Origin of the sequence: Fulvivirga sediminis (genome assembly GCF_016757215.1) — a bacterium.
In the GTDB taxonomy this organism is placed as follows: Bacteria; Bacteroidota; Bacteroidia; order Cytophagales; family Cyclobacteriaceae; genus Fulvivirga; species Fulvivirga sediminis.
On record NZ_JAESIY010000009.1, the window covers coordinates 147,884 to 169,460 of the forward strand.

Consider the following 21,577-nt stretch of genomic DNA (forward strand, 5'->3'; position numbering starts at 1 on the left):
AATAGACACAAGAAAAAATAATCTCACACTAGGTTATTAATGAGCCGACTCCATTTACAGGCGAAGTCGGCCTTTTTACTGTACACATCAAATTTTTTAATCCAAATTATTAAGTTTTGAGTAATGAATTAATTATCAATTCGACTCAGAATGGATGTCGTATAGCCCTATTAAAAGATAAAAGCCTGGTTGAGTTCCATCACGATGAAGATGGCAATCAATTTAATGTAGGTGACATATACCTGGGCACTGTTAGAAAAGTGGTTCAGGGTCTCAATGCAGCCTTTATTGATATTGGTTATGAGAAAGATGCGTTTCTGCATTACCTTGACTTGGGTCCTAAATTTAGTTCGCTGCATGATTTCACCAAGCGGGCAGTTTCTAAAAAGAATACTTCCAGCAAACTTGAAAAATTCAGTCTAAAGCCTGACATAGATAAGCATGGAAAGATAAGTAGTGTTCTTTCTAAAAATCAGCAAATCCTAGTTCAGGTAGTTAAAGAACCCATCTCAACCAAAGGGCCACGACTATCCTGTGAGTTGTCAATAGCAGGAAGATATTTGGTGCTTGTTCCTTTTTCAAACACCGTAAATATTTCCAAGAAAATTGCCAGCAGTGACGAACGAAAGCGATTAGTTCGTCTTGTTTCATCTATAAAACCTGATAATTATGGAGTAATCATCAGAACGGTTGCTCAAGGGAAAGATGTTAAAGAGCTGGACACCGATTTACGTAACCTGCTCAACATATGGCATGAAGGGGTTAAAACCCTAAAAACAGCCAAACCTCGCGAAAAGGTTATAGGAGAGATGAGTAAAGCATCTGCAATTTTAAGAGATGTACTTAACGAATCTTTCGACAGCATTTATATTGATGATAAGGTTATTCTCGATGAGGTAAAAAGCTATATAAAAACTATAGCACCCGATAAAGAGAAAATAGTAAAGCCTTATCAAGGCAAAGCCAAGATCTTTGAAAGTTTTGGCATAGAGAGGCAAATAAAATCGGCTTTTGGTCAGTCGGTTAGTCTTAAAGGTGGCGGATACCTTATTATTGAGCACACAGAAGCTCTTCATGTAATAGATGTAAATAGTGGCAACAAGTCTAACCGTGAGGAAGACCAGGAAGCTACTGCTCTCTCTGTAAACACAGAAGCAGCCAAGGAAATAGCCAGGCAGCTTCGCCTCAGAGATATGGGGGGAATCATCGTGATCGACTTCATAGACATGAAAAGAGCTGAGAATAAAAAGCTCATATATAAAATCATGAAAGATGTAATGGTAAGTGATCGATCTAAATTCACGATTTTACCATTATCAAAATTTGGCCTGATGCAAATTACCCGTCAGCGTGTGAGGCCAGAAATGAATATTACTACTAAAGAACTCTGTCCTACCTGCCATGGAACAGGTAAGATTAATGCCTCAATCTTGGTTTCTGATCAAATAGAGAGGGCCATAGATTATTTAATGACCAAACAAAATGATAAGGATATTACGGTAGTAGTACACCCTTTCATTTATGCCTATTTCACCAAAGGTACTTTATCAAGAAGACTAAAGTGGTTTTTGAAGTATTTCAAGTGGATAAAAATGGTGCAAGACTCCAGCGTAGGAGTAACCCAATTCCAATTTTTGAATAAATTTGGTGAAGAAATAGAAATCAATGGATAATATTAAAGGAAGTCGATTTAAAATCGGCTTCTTTTTTTATAAGCCTATCTTTTCCAATTGATCACGTATACTGTGCTTTAATAAGCCGAACTCATTAAACCGGTAGCCAATAAAAAATTTATAATTACCCGTAGAACTACTAATTCTTGCATCTTCCAACCTCATAGAGCCATTATCATAAATCGCTGTAGCTCCAAAGAAAAAATTTTCGTGATCATAGCCTAAAGACGCTCTTAGATTAATTTTGCTTTCAAGCACAAAATCACTCTTAAAATCTTCATCTAAATAGTATTCCTGATATTGTAGTCCTGCTCCTACTGCTGCGTTTACATTACAGTAGAAGTACTTTTTCACAAATGTGTACCCATAGCCTGGCAATAAGGAAAAGGCACTAAAATCACCTTTTACTAAATTGGCATCTTCACCAAAGCGATCACCAATTTCTATTGGAAGCAAAGAAGAATCAGATTCAATTTTCGTGTTATTAAGCGAAGTTATTAACAAAACAGACCCCGCACTGCGGAGTTGCCTTTCTGATTGGTTATAGCCGGCACGGAATGAATAACGATCACTGTTGAAAATATGAATGCCATTAAGGATTAATTTTCGTATGCCCAAGTCACGCCTCAATGGGTATATCCCGTCAGAATCAAAATCAGGAAAAATTTTATCGGCGTTATTAATGTAAAAGCCATGGTATTTCTGATAAGTAACATCAAAACACCACTTCCTACCATATATATTTCCTTGAAAATCTTTAAACTCTGTAACCCCAAACTGACCTTCATTTTTATGTAAAAAGTCTGGTACTTTTAGAGCCATTTCGAAACCTATATCAAAAACATAAACTCCCAAACCAACCATGCCTTGATTATTAGGAATATAATTTACTCTATTACTCCTATCACTGTTACTAATAAGATCCATGGACAGAATTTTATTAGCACCTAAAAGCTTCATGTTAAACTTATTTGGAAATGTCTGCACATAATAATTGTACACAGAATCCTGATTTTGGGCAAAAGCGAATAGACAAGAGGCGAAAACTCCGAATAAGGTTAAGTATATTTTCAAATTGGTCTTGGTCATCACGTTTTCAGCTATTCACAAAAGGACTTCTACTATTAATCACCAAAACCAAGAAATTGTTGCAATTTTTTCAATTGATCTTGCTTATCAAAACTCTGTTCGGCCAGCTTACGTGAATTAATTTGAGCTCGCATCAATAATTCATCATCTTCAACAAACTTCTTAAGCTCGTTATAAAACTGTTTGGGTTCCTCCGGATTATAATAAAAACCACATTCATTCTTCTCAATTATCTTTTTAAGCCAGCCTTCAAAATTCATAATGATGAGTTTTCCTGCGGCCAATCCATCAAATAATTTATTAGGGCTGCCAGAAGCTAAAACAGGAACATTTTGAAAAGAAACATATACAGCGTCAGAAACATTCAAAAGCTCTCTCACTTCATCCTTTCCTGCAAAAGGAACAAAACGAACGTTAACAAGATTTTGCTCTTCTACCAAATTCTTCATATGCTGAGCTCTTGCCCCCTCTCCTGCCACCATAAATTGTATATGCGCATTATCTAAACAAGCCTCCGCGGCGGCAAGCATATATTCTAAATGATTAGCCAAACCGATTGTACCAGCATAAGTAATTACAAATTTATCTTCCACCCCATACTTTAGCTGTAGCCTGAGATCTTTCTTACCAGCAGTAAAAAACTCATTATCGGCCATATTAGTAATCACTTCCACTTTTTTCTTATTGAGCTTTTGAAGAATAATATCTTTTATATCAGGAGACAGAGCTACAATCTTTTCTGTCTCCTTATAACTTTTCTTCTCCAACCAATATGCCAATTTTTTCAAAAGCCAATTATTAAGAACTTTTAATTGTATGGGAGCATCCGGCCATAAGTCTCCCACTTCAAAAACATATGGAGTCCTAAATCTAAATTTTGCATAAAGAGCAATTATTCCTGTGGTGAGCGGCGTGGTGATTACATAATTAAGATCAACAGGTTGTATTTTCTTTATCACCTTTAATGACATCCAAACAAAACGAATGAATGCATGTACTCTACTCCAAAAACTGAGATGATTTGTGTAGTAAACAGGAAGATAACTAATTTTAATGCCATCAATAATCTTCACATCTGCCTTGGGTTTGTTGTAGGCTGTAATTACCTGCACATCATGTCCAAGTTCTTTTAGATGCTTAACTATATGATAAGAACGGATACCTCCACCTTCTTGTGGTGTTTTAAAATATTGATGGATAAGAACTATACGCATATGAACAAAACTTATGCATAATTCTTTTCAAAAAATCTACAAAAGTGGGTTAGGTTACAAGATTCACATTTGGGGCTTCGAGCAAGGCATACATATCTGCCGTGCAAAATTAACCAGTGATGCGCTCTGGCTATATACTCGTCCGGCAGATTCTTGACAAGATTTTTCTCAACATCTAGTGGAGTCTTTAGATTTTGGTTTACCAATCCCAGTCTTTTAGAAACTCGAAATACATGAGTATCTACGGCCATCGTCGGTTGATTATATATTACCGAAGCTATTACATTGGCAGTTTTCCTGCCTACACCTGGTAATTTTTGTAAAGTTTTTACATCGTCAGGCACTTCACTGTCAAACTCCTCTACCAACATTTTAGCCATTCCTAATAAATGCTTAGTCTTATTATTAGGGTAAGAAACCGATTTTATATAAGTAAACAGCTCATCAAAATCACTGGTAGCCAAATGCTCAGCTGTAGGAAAATCCTTAAATAAAGCCGGAGTGACCATATTAATTCTCTTATCAGTACATTGAGCACTTAAAATAACGGCCACTAGCAATTCATACGGGTTGCTATAGTGCAATTCCGTTTCAGCTTCTGGCTGATTGGCTGTAAAATAATCTATAAATTCCTTAAATCTTTCTTTCCTTTGCATCCCTATACTTTGGGTTGCAAATCTAAGGATTTAGAATAATTTATAATATTAGAAACTACTGTATCAGAAGGGTTACTGACACTATTGTCCAAAAAATTGGTAATAGCCAGCAACTCCTTGTACTGTTCCTCTAATTCAGCATCGCAGAGCATTGCCTGCTTCATTTCGTCAATTTCAGCGGCAGACATTTCACTGTAAATAAACCTGATTATATCATCCTGGGTAAATGTTTTGATCATAGGCTATATTATATTGTTTCATTTTCTTCCTCAGGTTAATTAAAGCATAGCGCATTCTACCTAGGGCAGTGTTAATACTCACTCCAGTTTGCTCCGCTATTTCCTGGAAACTCATTTCCATATAGTGGCGCATTATTAATACCTCTTTTTGTGATTCTGGTAACTCTTGTATCAAATCCCTTACCTTTGAATAGGTATCTCTTTTTATTTGGTCATACTCAACCGATTCCTCGGCAAACTCCAAAGTATTAAATACCTTACTCCCATCTTCCAAAATCATAGTGGGGTACCTCTTCTCCTTTCTAAAATAATCAATAGAAAGGTTATGAGCAATCCTAGTTATCCATGGCAAAAACTTCCCTTCCTCATTGTATCGGCCACCTTTAATAGTATTAATAGCCTTTACAAAAGTCTCCTGCAATAGATCTTCAGCAATATAATGGTCCTTTACAATAAGATATATCGTAGTGTATATACGAGACTTATGCCTATGCAAAAGTTTCTCGAAAGCCTCTTCGTTACCAAGTTTGTAAAGTGACACAAGTTTACTGTCACTAATCCTATACTTCTCCATTAAGTTCTCAGTTTAAGTTAACGTAGAGGTCTATATCATATTGTCGATTTGAAGGTTATGTTGAAAAAAATTTTTCGAGTTGAAATTCAAATGTAATTAAATTCGCAAATAACATGCAAAAAAATAGTAAATAATTTTCTCTAATGGGTTACTTGGCAAACAATTTTAAAATTAAGCTTAAACTTTTCATAATAATATTTTATGGTTGGGTAAATCTTTTACTACATTTCCACCATGAAACAAAAGTTGAGAGATTATCAATTAGGTTAGAACTCAAAAATGGAAAAGAAACGAGTAATAAAAAGTCTGGAAAATCTGGACTCTGACTTAAAAACTCTTTTAAAGAAGAGGTATCCGGATGGATTTGAGAACAGTTTGATGAGGCTTACCAATGCTAAAAATGAGCCATTTTTTGTTGTCCCTTTAGAAACTAGCGATACTATGTATCTGGTAAAAATAGCAGTGACAAGGAATAGTGAGGGTGAGTATGATTTAGATGTGGATGATGATACAGACGGAGGAGACGATGATGATTTGGATGTAGGGGATGAATTTGATCCCGATTTTGAAGGTTAATCTTTGAAAATAACATTCCTTATCCATTAAATGTGTAGTATCTTTGCTTCTTATGCAAGATACTACAGCCCCCTACGAAGAAAATCTAGAAGCGCTTGATCCAAAAAAGCACATTATTATCAAGCGTGCTCGTGTAAATAATCTTAAAAACCTTAGTGTAGCCATACCAAGAAACAAGCTGGTAGTGGTAACAGGGCTTTCTGGCTCTGGAAAGTCATCTCTAGCCTTTGATACTCTTTTCGCAGAAGGGCAGCGTATGTACGTAGAAAGCTTAAGCTCCTATGCGCGCCAATTCTTAGGTAGAATGGAAAAGCCAGAGGTTGATTATATTAAAGGCGTATCTCCGGCTATAGCCATAGAGCAAAAGGTGAACACAAGAAACCCTCGCTCTACAGTAGGTACCACCACTGAAATTTATGATTACCTCAAACTTCTATTTGCCAGGGTAGGAGTAACTTATTCTCCAATTTCCGGAAAAAAAGTATCTAAAGACTCTGTTACTGATGTTATCAATTATATTAATAGCTATGAAGAAGGCACCAAAGTAATGGTGGGTTGTCCTTTAAAGATGAAGGATGACCGTGACCTTAAGCAAGAACTTAACATCCTTTTGAGCAAAGGTTATACTAGAGTAATAGTAGATGGTGATGTTCTTTTCATAGAAGACCTTATTGAAAACGGATCAGACCTCAATGAAAATACAGGTATTGAAATATTAATAGATAGAGCAGTAGTAAAGCCCGGCGATGAAGATACCCAGTATCGATTATCAGATTCTGTTCAAACAGCGTATTTCGAAGGAATAGGTGATTGCTATATACATATCATAGGCAGTCGAATAAAGCATTTCTCTGATCGCTTTGAAGAAGATGGAATGAAGTTTCAAGAACCGAATGTGAATTTCTTCAGCTTCAATAACCCTTATGGAGCTTGCAGAACATGCGAAGGCTTCGGTAAGGTTCTTGGCATTGATAGAGACCTGGTAATTCCTGATAAAAGCTTATCAGTATATGATGGAGCTATAGCTCCGTGGAGAAGTGAAACTATGAAAAAATGGCTTGCTCCTCTTTTGAAAGATGGTATCCGATTTGATTTTCCTATTCATAGGCCTTACTCTGATCTTACAGAAGAACAGAAAGATCTACTTTGGTCTGGTAATGAATATTTTGAAGGCCTTAATGCTTTCTTTAAATTTATAGAATCCAAAACCCATAAGATACAATATAGAGTGCTCCTTTCTCGCTATAGGGGCCGAACTGTTTGCCCTGACTGTCGAGGCACAAGACTCAGAAAAGATGCTTCTTATGTAAAAGTAGATGGAAAATCAATCACTGATATAGTTTTACTCCCTATAGAGAAAGTTATTGAATACTTCAACAATCTTTCGCTAAGTGAAAATGATCAAAACATAGCAAGAAGGTTATTGAAAGAGATAAATAATCGCCTCTCTTATATACAAAGAGTAGGTTTAGGCTATCTTACATTAAATCGTATGACCTCTACCCTTTCTGGCGGGGAGTTTCAAAGGATCAAACTGGCTACCTCATTAGGTAGTGCGCTAGTAGGCAGTATGTACATTCTTGACGAACCGAGCATAGGATTGCACCCCAGAGATACAGAGCGGCTGGTAGGTGTGCTTAAATCTTTGAGAGATATGGGTAATACTGTAATAGTGGTAGAACACGAGGAAGAAGTAATGATGGCAGCTGATCAAATCATAGACATAGGACCGGATGCAGGTGTACATGGTGGCGAGCTAATGTTTCAAGGCACTTTAGATGATCTTAATGATTCTAATTCTCATACTGCTGATTATCTACTTGGACGCGAATCGATTCCCGTGCCTTCTTCTAGAAGAAAATGGAAAGATTCAGTTAAAATTACCGGAGCACTAGAGAACAACTTAAAAAATATAAGTGTGAAATTTCCACTAGACGTACTCACCGTAGTTACTGGTGTAAGTGGCTCTGGTAAATCAACACTGATAAAAAAGATTCTTTATCCGGGCATAGGTAAAATTCTCGGCACCGTTTCTGAAGCTACAGGTAAATTCGATAAGCTTGAGGGTGATTATGAAAAAATTACTCAGATCGAGTTTGTAGATCAAAATCCTATTGGAAAATCATCGCGCTCCAACCCGGTCACCTACGTAAAAGCTTATGACACTATTCGCCAGCTCTTTGCTGATCAGCCTCTGTCTAAACAAAGGGGGTATAAACCATCTCACTTTTCTTTTAATGTAGATGGTGGCAGGTGTGAAACGTGCCAGGGAGAAGGAGTGGTAAAAATAGAAATGCAGTTTATGGCAGATATTTATCTCACCTGCGAGAGCTGTAAAGGAAAAAGATTTAAACAAGAAATTCTAGACATAGAGCACAATGGAAAAAATATAGCAGATGTTCTTGACTTAACTGTAGAAGAAAGTCTGGAATTTTTCGCTGGTAAAACACCTATAATAAATAAGCTGCAGCCGCTGTATGATGTTGGTTTAGGATACATTGGCCTAGGACAGTCCTCTAGCTCACTCAGTGGCGGGGAAGCTCAGAGAGTAAAGCTTGCCTCCTATTTGGGTAAAAATAATAGAGACAATAAAGATCACATTCTATTTATTTTTGATGAGCCCACCACGGGACTTCATTTTCATGACATCACACAGCTTCTAAATTCTATCAATGCTTTAGTAGAACAGGGGAATAGTGTGATTATCATAGAGCACAATATGGAAGTAATAAAATCAGCCGACTGGATTATAGATCTGGGCCCTGAAGGAGGAGAAAAAGGCGGAAATATTTGTTTTGAAGGAACCCCGGAAGAAATGATAAAAATACCAGATAACCATACTTCAAGATTTCTTAAGACAAAACTTTAAACTTCATGCTGCTGTTTAAGCAGCATGAAGTCTTTTTTATTACTTTCTGTTGTAATACTGCTGAGTTCATGTAATGGAATAAAATCCATAAAAGAGGCCTTTTCAGATAAGCCTCCTTATCAAAAATATAAGGAATCATTAACCTCAGCAGGATTAGAAAATACAGCATTAGCACAAAAATGGATTATAGCAGGTCAAAGAGCTTTAACCGACTCTATTGCTATTAGATTACCTTTTCGAGAGACTGGATATTTTACCGACACCCACCCTGCGTCAAGGTCATTTTCATTTCAAGCTAATGAAGGACAGATACTTAAGATCGTCTGTGAAGCCACGTTAGAAGAACAATCATATTTATTTTTAGACCTTTTTCAGTATAAAGGTAAAGAATGGAAGCAAGTAGAACATGCTGACAGCACTATGCGCATGACTTATGAAATAGAGACTACGGGTAGATACCTGATAAGGCTTCAACCTCCTCTATTAACCAAAAGCTATTATGATGTACAAATACTGATAGATCCAGTATTAAAAAATCCGGTACGAGGGGCCACTAATCAATCAATAGGCAGTTTCTATGGAGATCCGAGAGACGGAGGCACAAGAACACATGAAGGCATAGACATATTTGCTGCCAGGGGTACTCCTGTGATAGCTCCCACAGAAGGGTATATCACTAGAGTAGGCTCCAACAGATTAGGAGGTAATACCATTTGGCTCAAAGACAGTAAAAGAGGACAGTCATACTATTTTGCTCATTTGGACAAGCAACTGACACAAGCAGGCAAAAAGGTCATGCCCGGGGATACCCTAGGCCTGGTTGGAAACACAGGAAATGCTAAAAGTACACCTCCACACCTTCATTTCGGCATATATTCGCAAGGCAGTAAAGACCCAATCCATTACATTAAAACCATTAGCAATACTACTGTCACTTTCAATACGGATTATAGCGCTTTCAGCCGATACTTTATCACTAGCCCCTCTTATATTAACCTTCGCTCTGGACCAGGCTCCTCCTATAAAGTACTCTGCCAATTAGAAAAAAATACCGCTGTAACACCAATAGGACAGCATGGTGATTGGCTCAGGATAGAACTACCTGATCATAAGCAAGGCTATTTATTTAAGAAACTCATTAGTCCAATAGGCGCGGAATTAGAAGATCTACTACTATTATCACAACCACTGTATTCTTCCGCATCAAACGATGCAATACCAATCATGCAATTACCAGATTCTACCTCAGCCAAAGTGCTGGGTGTATTTAAAAATTTCAGCTATATAAAAACATTCAATGAACAAGAGGGTTGGATAAGTAAATGAATGAACTTATAAAAATTATAAAATAAACGCAATATACATGTCAGAACTACTGGAAGTAATTAAAAAGAGAAATCCGCATGAGCCAGAATTTCATCAGGCCGCAGAAGAAGTTATCTCTTCTATTAAACCTGTACTAGACAACAAACCTATTTATAGAAAGCATAAAATACTTGAAAGGCTATTAGAACCTGAAAGGCAAATTTCTTTTGGGGTTAACTGGATGGACGATGAAGGAGAAATTCATGTTAACCGTGGCTATAGAATACAAATGAATAGTGCTATAGGCCCATATAAGGGTGGCCTAAGATTTCACCCCACTGTATATCCTGGTATACTCAAATTTCTAGCCTTTGAGCAAATATTCAAAAATGCACTCACCGGCCTGCCCATGGGTGGAGCAAAGGGAGGATCAGACTTTGATCCTAAAGGAAAATCAGACAATGAAGTAATGCGTTTCTGTCAAAATTTTTATCTGGAGTTGCACCGTCATATCGGTCACAGAATTGATATTCCTGCTGGCGATATTGGGGTAGGTGGACGAGAAATAGGATATATGTTTGGTGCCTATAAAAAGATATCCAATGAATTCACAGGAGTACTTACCGGAAAAGGCGTAGGCTGGGGTGGTAGCCTTCTAAGGACAGAAGCAACTGGTTATGGCTTAATATACTTTACTGAAAATATGCTTAACCATATTGGAGATAGCATAGAAGGCAAGACCTGTCTGGTTTCTGGATCGGGTAATGTGGCTCAATTTGCTGTGGAAAAATTATTACATATGAAGGCCAAGCCTGTTACCGTATCTGATTCATCAGGATTCATATATGATGATGAAGGTATAGATAAAGAAAAGCTAGCTTTTATTAAGGAACTAAAAAATATTAAAAGAGGTCGAATAAAAGAATATGCAGACAAATATCCTTCTGCAGTATATACAGAAAACAAAGGAGATGAAAGCAGTAATGCCCTTTGGGATATAAAAGCTGACTGTGCCTTTCCTTGTGCTACACAGAATGAAATCAATGCTAAAGATGCTCAGCATCTCATTGATAACGGTATTATGCTTATTGCAGAAGGAGCTAATATGCCATTAGATAATGAGGCTGTCAATCTTGTTTTAGATAGTGATATCATTTATTCACCTGGCAAAGCCAGCAATGCAGGAGGAGTTGCTACATCAGGAATAGAAATGATCCAAAATTTTATGGGTAGCTATTGGAGTAAAAAACAAGTAGATGAGAAATTAAAAGAGATTATGACGGAAATACACCAAAACTGCCTTCTTGCTGCTGAAGAGCATGGTCATAAAAACAATTACCTTGTTGGTGCAAATATTTTTGGATTTACTAAAGTAGCCAATGCTATGATAGCACAAGGTATAATATAATATGAAAGTAATAATTGATCTCTATCTCCTATCACCCTCAATTTTTCTACTCAAGCAGTTAGAGATCAATTATTTAGTTCATTCAATATTCTTTTATAATTTTGCACCAAATTAGGAGGGCTGTGGTTGTGAAGAATATGCATTTATGGTTGAGTTTGGTTCTTTCTTTAATTGTTTCTATTACCTGCTTCAGCCAAGAAGGAAATTATTTTCTAAGGCATTACGTATCTAAGGATAAAGGTTATGACAATATACATTTTGATATCGTTCAGGATCAAAATGGCATTATAAGCATAGCCAACCGCAGTGGCCTTTTGAGGTTTGACGGCAAAAGCTGGGAGCATATTAAAACCCCTTCAGTGGTGTTTTCATTATCGGTAAGTGAAAATAATAACCTTTTTATTGGTGGAGCATCTGGGTTTGGTCAGCTTATCCGAAATCAAAAATTCAACCTGGAGTATAAAAGCCTATCGGATAAAGAAAAGTCAGCCACCAATATCACTAAAGTCTTAAGTTTGCGAGACTCTCTCTTTGCCATAAATGATAACCACCTTTACGTTTATACCCAAGGAGAAATAAAGACCATAATATCCAACTCAAGTGATGCATTTGTTGATCTTTTTGCTTACAAAAAAAAGATATTTGTAAAAAACATCCGCAATGAACTTCAAGAACTGAAAGGAGACCACTTAAAGGAGGTAAGTAACTTTCCGGGTCCTACCAAAAATGTCCGTTTTCTAAGCAAAAGCCGACAATCACCCTTATACCTTTTAGGTACAACAGATCAAAAGTTAATGCTGATATGGCAGCATAAACTCATTCCTATCACCTTTGATGCAGATAATGAATATCTGGAGCAAAGTGATATACAAGAAGGGCATTTCCTATCAGACTCACTAGTAGCCATTTCCACTTTAAAAGGTGGAGTCATTTTCATCAACCCTATAAAAAAGAAAATACTTCAAATAGTAAACTATCAATCCGGTCTGCCAGACAATCAGATATTTGCTATCACTACTGATCAACAAATGGGCGCTTGGGTCGCTCACAGCCAAGGTCTTAGCAGAATAGCTCCACATTCACCATTTAAAAACTTTAGCGATTACCCTGGTTTAAAAGGCAACATTTTATCAGCTACTAAGCATGAAAATCAACTCTATGTAGGTACTAGCACTGGTGTATATTACTTAGATAAAATTAAAAATTTTGACAGAAACGTTAATTATGTTAAGAAAAAGATAGCTATAACCCCTACGCCGATCCCTGAGGAAAAGAAAAAAAAGCATAAGGGTTTCTTTAGTTTTCTGAAAAAAAAGAATAACGAAAATGAAGAAGCATCCACCATTCAAAAAGCAAAAACTCAAATCCAGTATGAAAGACGGGTAGAAAAAGTACTTAGGTCCATCACTTATGAATACAAGCCTGTCAGTAACATAAAATCAAAGGCGGCCCTCTTTGGTTCTGATGGTTCTCGATTGTTTTGTGGTAGCTTAGATGGCCTTTTTGAGATAAAAAATAATAAAGCCATCAAAATCTATGATGAGCCCATTCGCTTTTTTTACATTTCTCCTAAGCATAAGAAACTATTCGTCAGCACCTACGATCACTCTTTGAAAGTTTTTGACTACAGCAAAAAAGGAGTTTCTGATATTAGACTATTTGAAGACTTTAGAGATAATGTCCATTACATATTTGAAGATGCTGAAGGACTAATATGGTTTTGTAGCATGGAAAATATTTACTGGATAAAACTACAAAATGAAGAGATAATAGAAACAAAAGAATATCCAATAAGTAATCCGTATTATGACGAAATATACGGCATTGCTCATAATGACACTATTTTTGTTTTAAACCAACAAGGAATTTTCACCTTGGACAAGAAAGAAGATCGTTTCACCCTACAAGCCAAGACAAATAATATAGCAGAGTATTTCCATGCATCTGACAAAAACATTTGGTATCGGGTGAACCAGCAATGGCATAAGCTCGGAGAACAAAAAGAAGGTTCGGACTTAACTATTCTGAACTTATTCAATAACATCCAATATATTAGTGCAAATGAATCTGATAGAGAAATATGGCTAGTAACCGGGCGTAACGAGCTTTACCTCATCTCTTCGAATAAAATAAATGAGGAAAGTGAAAACTATAGACTATTTCTAAAAGATATAAAGGCAGGAGAAGAAATGTATGGCCCTGCACCACAATTAAAATTTAATCAACAAAACAGTAAGCTCATATTTGAATTTGTGCAGCCGGACTATTCAGGCATCATGGATATTCAATACCGGTATAAACTAGATGGTTTGAATAAAGAGTGGTCAGAATGGTCTACCAGTTACAATAAAATAGATTTTCCTTATCTGCCGGATGGCGAATATACTCTCCACGTTAGATCAAAAAATGCCTTTGGCACCATTAACGAAACGGAACCCATTGAATTCAAGATTATCCCTCCTTACTGGAAGAGGCCATGGTTTTATGTATTCGAAGTTGTAGGCCTTGCTTTCTTGCTGTTTATATCCATTAATATAAAAAAATTAGGAAGCAAATACAGGGTTGTCAGCCAGCTTATTGCAGTATTGGCATTGATAATTATTATCGAGTTTATTCAAACCGTAGCAGAAAGTGAGTTTATGCTTAGCTCACCTGTAATTGATTTTATCATACAAGTAATCATAGCCATTATAATTTTACCTATAGAAGGTTTTTTACGACGATATATTTTCAAAGAAGAAATAGATGTTATAGATTTTGTAAAATGGAAAAACAAAAAAGCTAAAACCTAAGGACATGAATAAATTCCGCTTTTCCCTTGCAACTATCTTGATCCTAATATGGAGCTGCTCAGCTCCTTCAGAGTCATCAGAAGAGAATCCTGCCGCTGAAGGCTTTAATATGGAAAAATCAGATAAAAAGGCAATAGCCTTGGCCGACAGTGTTATGATGGCAATGGGAGGCAGAAAAAAATATGATGCTATAAGGTATATCTCTTGGAATTTTTTCGGAAAAAGAGATTTAATATGGGATAAGCACGCCAACAGAGTACGTATAGATTTTCCTTCTAAAGAAACCATTTATTTATTAAATCTGAATACGGGTGAAGGAAGAGTACAAAAGGAAGGGGCTGAAATTACGCAACCAGACACTCTAGAACATTATTTGCAAGAAGCAAAAAGCATCTGGATAAATGACTCCTATTGGTTAGTTATGCCTTTTAAACTAAAAGATAGTGGTGTGACTCTTAGATATTTAGGAGAAAGCAAATTACAAACTGGGAAAGCTGCTGAAGTGATTGCATTAACCTTTAATAATGTAGGTGATACGCCCAATAACAAATATGAAATATACATTGACAAAGATGATCATTTGGTGAAACAATGGGCCTATTTTAAAGAAGCCACTCAGGATAGTGCTTCAGCTATATGGCCCTTTGATAATTATAAAGAATATGATGGAGTACTTTTCTCCTCTAACCGATCTGATGAAAAAGGACCTCATGATGTGAAAACCTATGATGAATTGCCCGAAGAGGTGTTCAATTCATTCAAAAAGCCTAGCTTTAATTAACAACTATACTATTGACATTTAAATCAACACTATGTCACCTGAACTCATACATTTTAATAATGCGGGAGCATCATTAGTTTCTTCTGAAGTATTAGAAGCGCAGATCAGTTATTTAAAAGCCGAGGCTCAATTAGGAGGCTATGAAACCGCTGAAAAATACACAAATGAGCTAGAGGCCTTCTATACTCATGCCGCAAACTTTATCAATGCCAGTTCAGATGAAATTGCTTTTACTGAAAGCGCCACTGTTGCTTGGCAAAGAGCCTTTTTTTCAATTCCATTTAAAGAAGGAGATATTATTCTTACTTCCAAAATTGAATATGCGAGCAACTACATCTCCTACCTTAATATACAAAAAGAAAAAAGTGTAGTCATTAAAGTAATTCCAAGTATAGAAACAGGCGAGGTAGACTTGGAAGCATTAAAAAGTATGATTTCTCCAAAAGTGAAACTTATTTCTATCACGCATATACCTACTAATGGAGGTATTGTAAACCCAGCGGAAGAAGTAGGCTTGATTGCTAAGGATAATAAAATCATCTATTTATTAGATGCATGCCAATCTGTAGGGCAGTATCCTATAGATGTAAAAAAACTACATTGCGATTTTTTAACTACTACTGGCAGAAAGTATCTCAGAGGACCCAGAGGAACTGGCCTACTATATGTTAAAAAGAACCTTATCCCACAGCTACACCCTCAAAACCTTGATTTGCACTCTGCCAATTGGGAAACAGAAACTTCCTACTCTGCGAGATCAGATGCTCGTATATTTGAAACCTTTGAATGTAGTTTAGCTGGTAAAATTGGACTTAGCGTGGCTTTGCAACAAGCAAATGCCATAGGGAAAGCTCAAATATGGGATAAAGTAAAAACGCTGGCCCAATATTTACGAGAGCAACTGAGTGAGATAGAAAATGTCTTAGTGCATGATCTTGGAAAGATAAAATCAGGTATAGTGACGTTTACAGCTTCTATGCCATCTCCAGAGCTCAAGAATAAATTACATGACAGAGGAGTTAATGTGTCCATGACTTTCAAAAGTGGCACTCTTTTAGATATGGAAGAGAGAAACTTGGATCAGATGATTCGTTCTTCAGTGCACTACTATAATACCCGAGAAGAAGTAGATACTTTTATTAGCATACTAAAAGAACTATTATAAACGCACAGAGCCATTGTGGAGGAAAAGGCTATTGCGCCATTATCCTCACCTCTACTCTTCTATTATTAGTTCTAGAAGCATCATCATCCTCTCTACTGAGAGGATTGGTGCCCCCAAAAGCTTTTGTCTTTATCCTCTTTTTAGAAATTCCTTTATCTATCAAATAATCCTTCACTGCCTCTACCCTCCTTTGAGAGAGTTTCATGTTTTGCTTCGGATTACCTCTAAAATCAGTATGCCCCTCTAGTTGTATAATAACTTCAGGATTAGTCAATAACATATTCGCCAATTGATTAAGCTCTTCATAAGAAGCATCAGTTATATCATCGTCTCCTAAACCAAAAATCAGTTTTTCCAGCTTCATTACTCTTTCAGTTCCCTTAGGGAGTAACTCTATCACTTTCTTAATACTGCCGCTATCTGCCTCTGCTATTTTTAGTGTTGTAACAAAAGGTATATAACCATCCGCAGAAACCTCCAATTGATAATCCTTTTGGTTCTCCATGTTAAAAGCAAACGTATCTCCTGAAAGTACACCTATTCTATTTCCATAAGGTACACTTTCATACCTTATGTGTGCCTGGAGAGGCTCTTTAGTATTGGCATTAATCACCGTTCCCCTTACCTGAGTTACGTCAGCTTGCAGGTTTTGTGATTGTGCATAATTGTAGGCCACCAAAGTGACCAGCAGAACCAAAATAAATTTATAGTTCATAGCCAATACCTTTCCATTTCGCTATTATTAATCTTTCATAATTTGAAATTCAACCCTCCTATTTTTACTTCTCCCCGCTGCTGTATCGTTATCAGAAATTGGTTTAGTTTCGCCAAAATACTCCACATTCATTCTCTTCTCTGTTATACCTTTCTGAACCAAATAATCACGAATAGCAGTAGCTCTCCTCTGTGAAAGGCTCATATTGTACTTTTTATCGCCTGTATTATCTGTATGACCACTAATTTTCACCTCTAAAGAAGGCTTTTCTTTCATTAGCTTTACTAATCGGTCTAACTCAGAATATGACTCCTTTTTGACAATAGCCTTATCCCAATCAAAAAACACATTCTTCAGTGTTATAACAGATTCCTTCTCAACCGGTACTAGAAAAATGTCCTTATCATCTACTTCCTGCGGATCACCTTCGTCATACTCCCTTAAATCAATATTTTCGCTTTGTGTAAGATATCCTTCCGCATCGGCCCTTACACCATATAGCTCTCCTGCAGGTAACAGTATTTCATAATTACCTGTTTCTGCATTAGTCTCATGCATTCCAATTTCTTTTCCATCCGAAAGACGCTCATATACAATCTTAGCTCCTACTGGCTCTTTCGTTTTAGAATTCAATAATTTTCCCCTTACTGTAATCACAGGATCAGGCTTTTTGAATACAGGTAAAGCTACTCTAAAAATATCTAAATCATCCTCACTTACTCCTTGAGAATAGTAAGCAAAATCACTATTTCCAGGAATGTTGAAAAACAAATCTTCATATTGAGAATTAATACTAGGTCCTAGATTTTCGGGCTCAGACCAATTGGTCCAAGTGTCATCTAACCTTTTGGTTACGAAAATATCACTACCTCCAAAGCCGCTGTAACCGTTAGAAGAAAAATAGAGTGTTACATCATCAGCCGCCAAAAAGGGAGATTCCTCCTCTCCTGCGGTATTTACCTTATCAGATATATTTAGTGGTGCTGTCCAAGTGCTATCTTCTTTAATAAAAGAAACATACAAATCTCTTGCTCCATAGGAATCATCTCTCATTACAGACATGAAAAGTACTTTTCTATTATTAGCTAAGAAGAAATTTGCCTTCTCTGAGTAATTATAATCATCTTCAATAACTAATGAAGCAGGTTTTGACCATGCTCCACTTGCATTTGAACTCACTGATACACCGGCAGCCATCTTACCATTATCCAAATACTGATTACCAAGCACTAACAGCACAGATTTACCATCTGGAGTAACTGAGCTCACAAAATTAGGCCCACTATTATTCAATGAAGGTCCTGCATTTTGAGCCAATTTCCATTCTCCATTTTCATCTAATTCAGAGTACCAAATGTCTTCAGGATCATTAGTACCTCCTATATTATCCGGATGATGCTTTCTTGAAAAATAAAGCGTTTTACCATCTGGGGAAAGTAAGGGTTTATATTCCTTGTATTTGCTATTTACATTTTCGCTAAGCCTTTCTTTTTCTACCTCTGGGTTTATAAACTCTGGTAAGGCAATCTCCGGTATAATTGGTAAATCAGAATCAGAGATAGCGATAGCATCTATACTATAATATTCAGGTACGGCAGCTCCATCAAACTCCACTTTTATTGCTTTCACTTTGTAGGTGGTTAGTTCTACAAACAGGTTAAGCATTCTACCTTTTAAGGGTACGGTTTTAGGGCTAAACGTATTAATTAGGTGCTCGCCCCCCTCTTCATCATAAGCATACACCTTATAAATGGTACTAGGATTATAAGACTCTGCAATGGCAACTTGTCTAATTTGAATAGGTCTTTCAAAGCCTACTTTCAAAAATTCTTTTTTGTTTGGTCTTTCAGGAGTCCAGGCATTGGGGTTTTCTCCTCCAGAAGGGAGCACATTTGGCTTACCTAAAACCTGCTGGGCAGAATATTGAATAGGTGTAAGTTCTGACGAAAATTCAATAACACTCGAGGCCCACTGAACGGTTTGAGAGTACGCAACATTGCTAATAAAAACAATAAGGATAAAGAGTAAAATTTTCTTCATAGATCTAGGTGGTTATTCATGATGGTAAACACAGTTATTTTTTTAGCATGACTGCAAGGTAAAACTCATATTTGACCAATATGTAAAAGTAATTAAAATCTTACACCCAAGGCAAGGACATCAATGTGATTTTTCTAATATTACTTTTAGCGAAAGGATTTTATCGCATCTTAAAATATTAACCTATTCCATAGACCTTTTGTTAAATAATAAAAACCCTACATGCAGAAGTACACCAAACCTATTTTCATTGTCGTCATAATAATTAGCGTTAAGAGCAATCGGCCCTACAGGACTATGTAATACTAATCCGGCATTCCCTGCAAGACTTACTTTATGCCATTCTGTATTACCAAAATCAATATCAACATCCTCTCTATTCAATGATTCATATCCCTTAAAACCATAAGCAGCAATACGAAAATCAAGATTAGACCTAATATTAAAAACACCTCTTACTCCCAGAGCCATATAATTATACGCTCTGAAATTTTCTAATAATAAAGTTCTACTATCTTGAATAGGGTTAAAGCCTGGGGCATTTATAAGCGACCCGTAATAATTACTAAAAAAAGGCTGATTTGAAAGCACCCCTTCAACCATATAACCCGTACTGAACCTGCCCTTTTTAAAATATTTTTGTGCAGAAGCCTTTACTCTAAACCATTCATGCTGATGCGAAGCATTATCTACCAACTCAGCGGTGCTTCCTGGTTCATAGTTTTCTTTCAGATTAAAATAGCTAAGACTAAACTCAAAAGATTGTCCTTCGTCTGGATATTGCTTTCTATTAAGATCATTTCGCATGAAATACACGCCGGCTTTAATTCCTTCAAGCCCCAATTTATCCAACGTATCAGAAGTAGTAAATGACTTAGTGTTAGAGTAAAGATCATTATTATTAATCCAGGCTCCGGATAATACCCCTTTTAAATTAGTGCCTACAGGAAAGCCAATATTCAAACCATATTTACGATCGGCCCTTTGAAGGATGGTAGGATCATCACGGTCACTTAAAATATCATCAGAGTCTATATAATCCCAGTCATTAAATGTAAACTCAGGTTCAATGTACAACTGATTCAACGCAGAAAGATTTAGCCTGGACTTTAATTGGGCAGACTTATAAAAACTTCCTGTATAGAAATTGGCACTATTCTTAAGTAGATAATTATCAAAGAAATAATATTCTAGACCAAGAAAGATCTGGCTTACGTTGCGAGAAGCAATGGTTCCGCCAATATCTACATTAAAGTTATTTCTTGGCCTTCCAAAAATCTCTAGTTGATAGGCATTATTTTCATCATCAAAAGTAATATCAGGATAAATAGTTTGAAAAAAACTCTCTGAGACCAACCTAAAATATCCAGACTTTATATCATCCATGTATAAAGAATCTTTTTTATGAGTCTTAAATACTTTATTGATGTATCGCCTCTGCTTTGAGTTGAAGCCATGATAATTAATGCCTTTGAAGAGCAAGGGTTTATTTCTATCATTAAACTCATTTCTTCTGGTATATAAAGAATCACAATTTTCACGTCTCTGCACTTTGGCCTTAATTTCATCCATATGCTTCATAGTCCACACATAACCGCTATCAATTAAAGCTTCTGCCTTACTAAAATCAAAAGCAGTATAGCCACTTAAATTAGGTTCAATGTATACTCCGCTAGAGGGGATAATACTTGGATCGGTTTTGTCAAGAAGCATGTAGAGGAGCGAATTACTCAATAGTTTCTCATCGTTGTCATAAGGATATTCATTAAATATTTTTGAAGAAACATTAACCCCAATTATAACGTCAGGGTTAAAGTCATTCAAAGCAACATCGACCGGAAAATTATTATAGATACCACCATCAAAGAGATACTTGCCATCAATGCGAATGGGCTTATAGAAGAAAGGAACTGATAACGTAGCTCTTAAAGATTGACTAAGAGACCCTTCGCTCATTACTACCTCCTGCTGAGTAAAAATATCAGCCGCGACAATTCTAATAGGCACAAAAAGGCTATCATAATTATAATTGGCATTGGCAGAAGGTTGAGCAAAGTTTTCGGCTAAAGCATAATTGAGTGCTAGGTCACTGGCTAAACTAGAACTAATCGAAGCATTGAATGTGGAATCCAGAGATAGTTTTATTGACAAAAAAGATGCGTCAGGGTCGTCTTTATTATAATAATAGTTATAGCTCTTTTCTAGCTCACCATTTACCCAGCCGCTAAACTCATCAGAGGTAACAATATCTTCTATCTTATCTGCAGAAAATCCGGCGGCATAGCAACCAGAAATAATACCACCCATAGATGTACCTACTACATAATCAATAGGGATATCATTCTCCTCAAGAGCCTTTATCACACCTACATGTGCTATTCCTTTGGCTCCTCCTCCACTTAAAACCAATGCTACTTTTTGGCCATGAGATTCTGAAACAAGAATCATCATCAGTAAAGGAAGTAAAAAGCTAAACCTATA

Annotated in this window: 16 protein-coding genes; 8 read left to right on the forward strand and 8 right to left on the reverse strand. The window is 36.5% G+C overall.

Annotation, left to right across the window (positions count from 1 at the left end):
* The first annotated feature begins 116 nt into the window (after positions 1-116).
* Positions 117-1,673, forward strand: coding sequence for an Rne/Rng family ribonuclease (locus tag JL102_RS16780; protein ID WP_202245593.1), 1,557 nt, complete (start codon positions 117-119; stop codon positions 1,671-1,673).
* Between the two features lie 36 nt (positions 1,674-1,709).
* Here JL102_RS16780 and JL102_RS16785 read toward each other — a convergent pair whose 3' ends face one another.
* From JL102_RS16785 to JL102_RS16805, 5 genes are read right to left on the reverse strand one after another with little or no spacing between them, the layout of a single operon-like run.
* Positions 1,710-2,762 (reverse strand): DUF4421 family protein, encoded by a 1,053-nt coding sequence (locus tag JL102_RS16785; protein WP_202245594.1) that lies wholly within the window; start codon positions 2,760-2,762, stop codon positions 1,710-1,712.
* 35 nt (positions 2,763-2,797) lie between these two features.
* Positions 2,798-3,976: a glycosyltransferase family 4 protein gene (locus JL102_RS16790; RefSeq protein ID WP_202245595.1), complete on the reverse strand. Its 1,179-nt coding sequence runs from the start codon at positions 3,974-3,976 to the stop codon at positions 2,798-2,800.
* Between the two features lie 11 nt (positions 3,977-3,987).
* A complete protein-coding gene (nth, locus tag JL102_RS16795; RefSeq protein WP_202245596.1) occupies positions 3,988-4,632 on the reverse strand; it encodes an endonuclease III in 645 nt (214 codons plus the stop codon).
* A 2-nt stretch (positions 4,633-4,634) separates the two neighbouring features.
* Positions 4,635-4,871, reverse strand: coding sequence for a hypothetical protein (locus JL102_RS16800; RefSeq protein WP_202245597.1), 237 nt, complete (start codon positions 4,869-4,871; stop codon positions 4,635-4,637).
* Positions 4,846-5,445 carry an RNA polymerase sigma factor gene (locus JL102_RS16805; RefSeq protein WP_202245598.1) on the reverse strand — a complete coding sequence of 200 codons (600 nt, stop codon included), beginning with the start codon at positions 5,443-5,445 and terminating at the stop codon, positions 4,846-4,848. Before JL102_RS16805 ends, JL102_RS16800 begins: the two co-directional genes overlap by 26 nt.
* A gap of 279 nt (positions 5,446-5,724) precedes the next feature.
* On the opposite strand from JL102_RS16805, the gene JL102_RS16810 reads away from it, so the two are divergent.
* The 7 genes from JL102_RS16810 (at position 5,725) to JL102_RS16840 (ending at position 16,341) form a co-directional block, all read left to right on the forward strand.
* On the forward strand, positions 5,725-6,021 hold the full coding sequence (locus JL102_RS16810) for a hypothetical protein (protein ID WP_202245599.1): 297 nt from the start codon (positions 5,725-5,727) through the stop codon (positions 6,019-6,021).
* A 52-nt stretch (positions 6,022-6,073) separates the two neighbouring features.
* Positions 6,074-8,890, forward strand: coding sequence for an excinuclease ABC subunit UvrA (gene uvrA / locus JL102_RS16815; protein ID WP_202245600.1), 2,817 nt, complete (start codon positions 6,074-6,076; stop codon positions 8,888-8,890).
* A 24-nt stretch (positions 8,891-8,914) separates the two neighbouring features.
* Complete coding sequence (locus JL102_RS16820; protein ID WP_202245601.1) at positions 8,915-10,216, forward strand: peptidoglycan DD-metalloendopeptidase family protein; 1,302 nt, start codon at positions 8,915-8,917, stop codon at positions 10,214-10,216.
* A 37-nt stretch (positions 10,217-10,253) separates the two neighbouring features.
* Positions 10,254-11,603, forward strand: coding sequence for an NADP-specific glutamate dehydrogenase (gene gdhA / locus JL102_RS16825; RefSeq protein WP_202245602.1), 1,350 nt, complete (start codon positions 10,254-10,256; stop codon positions 11,601-11,603).
* Positions 11,604-11,740: 137 nt separating this feature from the next.
* Complete coding sequence (locus JL102_RS16830) at positions 11,741-14,395, forward strand: triple tyrosine motif-containing protein (protein ID WP_237390647.1); 2,655 nt, start codon at positions 11,741-11,743, stop codon at positions 14,393-14,395.
* Between the two features lie 4 nt (positions 14,396-14,399).
* Entirely contained in the window at positions 14,400-15,176 is a 777-nt protein-coding gene (locus tag JL102_RS16835; protein ID WP_237390638.1) for a hypothetical protein, read from the forward strand.
* 31 nt (positions 15,177-15,207) lie between these two features.
* A complete protein-coding gene (locus tag JL102_RS16840; RefSeq protein ID WP_202245604.1) occupies positions 15,208-16,341 on the forward strand; it encodes an aminotransferase class V-fold PLP-dependent enzyme in 1,134 nt (377 codons plus the stop codon).
* A 28-nt stretch (positions 16,342-16,369) separates the two neighbouring features.
* Here the strand turns inward: JL102_RS16840 and JL102_RS16845 are convergent, their stop codons facing one another.
* The 3 genes from JL102_RS16845 to JL102_RS16855 all read right to left on the reverse strand — a co-directional run bounded on the left by JL102_RS16845 (position 16,370) and on the right by JL102_RS16855 (position 21,547).
* A complete protein-coding gene (locus JL102_RS16845; RefSeq protein WP_202245605.1) occupies positions 16,370-17,056 on the reverse strand; it encodes an OmpA family protein in 687 nt (228 codons plus the stop codon).
* Between the two features lie 27 nt (positions 17,057-17,083).
* A complete protein-coding gene (locus JL102_RS16850) occupies positions 17,084-19,096 on the reverse strand; it encodes an OmpA family protein (RefSeq protein ID WP_202245606.1) in 2,013 nt (670 codons plus the stop codon).
* A gap of 183 nt (positions 19,097-19,279) precedes the next feature.
* Positions 19,280-21,547 (reverse strand): patatin-like phospholipase family protein, encoded by a 2,268-nt coding sequence (locus JL102_RS16855; RefSeq protein WP_202245607.1) that lies wholly within the window; start codon positions 21,545-21,547, stop codon positions 19,280-19,282.
* Positions 21,548-21,577 lie beyond the last annotated feature (30 nt).

What these genes read in the sequence shown, in the direction of transcription:
- JL102_RS16785 (WP_202245594.1), bottom strand. Translation starts at nt 2,762, where the DNA reads ATGACCAAGACCAATTTGAAAATATACTTAACCTTATTCGGAGTTTTC.
- JL102_RS16790 (WP_202245595.1), bottom strand. Translation starts at nt 3,976, where the DNA reads ATGCGTATAGTTCTTATCCATCAATATTTTAAAACACCACAAGAAGGT.
- nth (WP_202245596.1), bottom strand. Translation starts at nt 4,632, where the DNA reads ATGCAAAGGAAAGAAAGATTTAAGGAATTTATAGATTATTTTACAGCC.
- JL102_RS16800 (WP_202245597.1), bottom strand. Translation starts at nt 4,871, where the DNA reads ATGATCAAAACATTTACCCAGGATGATATAATCAGGTTTATTTACAGT.
- JL102_RS16805 (WP_202245598.1), bottom strand. Translation starts at nt 5,445, where the DNA reads ATGGAGAAGTATAGGATTAGTGACAGTAAACTTGTGTCACTTTACAAA.
- JL102_RS16810 (WP_202245599.1), top strand. Translation starts at nt 5,725, where the DNA reads ATGGAAAAGAAACGAGTAATAAAAAGTCTGGAAAATCTGGACTCTGAC.
- uvrA (WP_202245600.1), top strand. Translation starts at nt 6,074, where the DNA reads ATGCAAGATACTACAGCCCCCTACGAAGAAAATCTAGAAGCGCTTGAT.
- JL102_RS16820 (WP_202245601.1), top strand. Translation starts at nt 8,915, where the DNA reads ATGAAGTCTTTTTTATTACTTTCTGTTGTAATACTGCTGAGTTCATGT.
- gdhA (WP_202245602.1), top strand. Translation starts at nt 10,254, where the DNA reads ATGTCAGAACTACTGGAAGTAATTAAAAAGAGAAATCCGCATGAGCCA.
- JL102_RS16830 (WP_237390647.1), top strand. Translation starts at nt 11,741, where the DNA reads ATGCATTTATGGTTGAGTTTGGTTCTTTCTTTAATTGTTTCTATTACC.
- JL102_RS16835 (WP_237390638.1), top strand. Translation starts at nt 14,400, where the DNA reads ATGAATAAATTCCGCTTTTCCCTTGCAACTATCTTGATCCTAATATGG.
- JL102_RS16840 (WP_202245604.1), top strand. Translation starts at nt 15,208, where the DNA reads ATGTCACCTGAACTCATACATTTTAATAATGCGGGAGCATCATTAGTT.
- JL102_RS16845 (WP_202245605.1), bottom strand. Translation starts at nt 17,056, where the DNA reads ATGAACTATAAATTTATTTTGGTTCTGCTGGTCACTTTGGTGGCCTAC.
- JL102_RS16850 (WP_202245606.1), bottom strand. Translation starts at nt 19,096, where the DNA reads ATGAAGAAAATTTTACTCTTTATCCTTATTGTTTTTATTAGCAATGTT.
- JL102_RS16855 (WP_202245607.1), bottom strand. Translation starts at nt 21,547, where the DNA reads ATGATGATTCTTGTTTCAGAATCTCATGGCCAAAAAGTAGCATTGGTT.